Here is a 1,792-nt window from a genome sequence, read left to right as displayed (position 1 = left end):
AATGAAATTAACTAGCAATTCGGGTATTTCTACTAAAAATGACATTCTTTATCGCCAAAACAAAACATTCAAAAGTCATTGCTAAACGAGAAGGGATTTTATTATAATATTAAAGTAATCGGAGAAGTGTCCGAGTGGCCGAAGGAGCACGCCTGGAAAGTGTGTATACGTCACAAGCGTATCGGGGGTTCGAATCCCCTCTTCTCCTTTATAAAATTCATATTCTTAAAAATAAAAAACATTAATTTTTATAATTAATGTTTTTTATTTTTATCTATTCTGGAAATTTAGCAAGAGCTACATCTTTTCCTAATTCTTCTTCAATTCGCAAGAATTGATTATATTTTTCAACCCGTTCACTTCGAGCCATTGAACCTGTTTTTATTTGGCCAGCATGCATGGCTACGGCAAAATCGGCAATGTAGCTATCAACTGTTTCACCTGACCGATGAGAAATCATAGTCTTATAGCCTGCTTTTCTCGCTAAACTAATGGCTTCAATCGCTTCAGTTACTGTTCCGATTTGATTAAGTTTAATCAAAATAGCATTTGCTACACCTTTTTTAATTCCTTCTTTGAAAATTTCAGGATTTGTCACAAAAATATCATCACCTACTAATTGAATTTTTTGACCTTGAGCTTTCGTTTGAGCTCCAAAGCCCTCCCAGTCATGTTCAGAAAATCCATCTTCAATGGAAATAAGTGCTGGATATTTTTCAACTAAATTTTCATAGTAAGTCAATAGTTCTTTAGAAGTCAAATTTTGCCCTTCAAAACGATAAACTTTTTCTTTATCATCATAAAATTCACTTGAAGCTGGGTCAATGGCAATCGCAATTTCTTCACCAGGAACATATCCTGCACTTTCAATTGCTTGATAAAGTGTAGCAATTGCATTTTCAGTAGATCCAAGTTTAGGGGCAAAGCCACCTTCATCACCTACGGCTGTTTCTAGCCCTTTGTCAGCTAAAATTTTCTTCAGAGTATGGTAGATATTTGCAATTTTTTCTAAACCATCGCGAAAGCTGTCCCGTTTGACTGGTGTAATCAAAAATTCTTGAACGTCAATTCCTGAATCGGCATGTACTCCACCATTAATGACATTGAAAAATGGTTGTGGAAGTTCCAAATCAACTCCACCAAGATAGCGATAGAGTGGAATTTTTTCACTATTCGCTGCCGCACGAGAAATGGCCATTGAAACCCCTAAAATTGCATTAGCCCCTAAACGAGATTTATTTTTTGTCCCGTCAAGCTCAATCATCAAATGATCTAATTTTGCTTGATTAAATGGTGATTGTCCTTTCAAGGCTTCATAAATTTCGCCATTGACATTTGCGACGGCTTTAGAAACGCCTTTCCCTTGAAGGCGGGCTCCGCCATCTCTTAATTCAACTGCTTCACGGTCTCCGGTTGATGCTCCTGAGGGTACTGCTGCACGTCCTAGTGTTCCATCTGTTAATCTAACATCTACCTCAACGGTTGGATTTCCTCTAGAATCAAAAATTTCTCTTGCGTGGATGTTTTCGATTGTGACTGCCATAATAAATCTCCTTTTCTTTGCCTTTAATGCCTTGTAAGTCAAAGAAAAAATGGCAGACTACAAGGCAAAAAAAGACTTTGCTTTGTAGGCGCCATTAGATTCAAGCTATTTCTTGAAACGGTTTCGGGTGTGCACCATACCCATCTACTATTAATATACCACTTTATTTTTATGAGGTCAAATTTTTGAAACTTATATTTTAAAAAATACATTTATCATTAAACCCGAATTGCTAGTTGATTATTTAGC

General features: G+C 36.4%; 1 protein-coding gene, 1 tRNA gene and 1 riboswitch. Of the genes, one reads left to right on the top strand and one right to left on the bottom strand.

What is annotated here, in order from left to right:
- Positions 1-120 precede the first annotated feature (120 nt).
- Positions 121-208 (top strand) — tRNA-Ser (locus tag RU87_RS09400).
- A 66-nt stretch (positions 209-274) separates the two neighbouring features.
- Here the strand turns inward: RU87_RS09400 and eno are convergent.
- Positions 275-1,543 carry a phosphopyruvate hydratase gene (gene eno, locus RU87_RS09395; protein ID WP_068164964.1) on the bottom strand — a complete coding sequence of 423 codons (1,269 nt, stop codon included), beginning with the start codon at positions 1,541-1,543 and terminating at the stop codon, positions 275-277.
- A gap of 78 nt (positions 1,544-1,621) precedes the next feature.
- A riboswitch (Fluoride riboswitch) is annotated at positions 1,622-1,694 on the bottom strand.
- Between the last annotated feature and the right edge of the window lie 98 nt (positions 1,695-1,792).

It is taken from the genome of Pseudolactococcus plantarum (assembly GCF_002441715.1).
GTDB classification, from domain to species: Bacteria; Bacillota; Bacilli; order Lactobacillales; family Streptococcaceae; genus Pseudolactococcus; species Pseudolactococcus plantarum.
The sequence above is the reverse complement of the archived record's forward strand: the minus strand, read 5'-3'. Positions and strand labels throughout refer to the sequence as shown.

Excerpts from the sequence above, each read along its gene's own strand:
- eno (WP_068164964.1), bottom strand. The coding sequence starts at position 1,543 with ATGGCAGTCACAATCGAAAACATCCACGCAAGAGAAATTTTTGATTCT.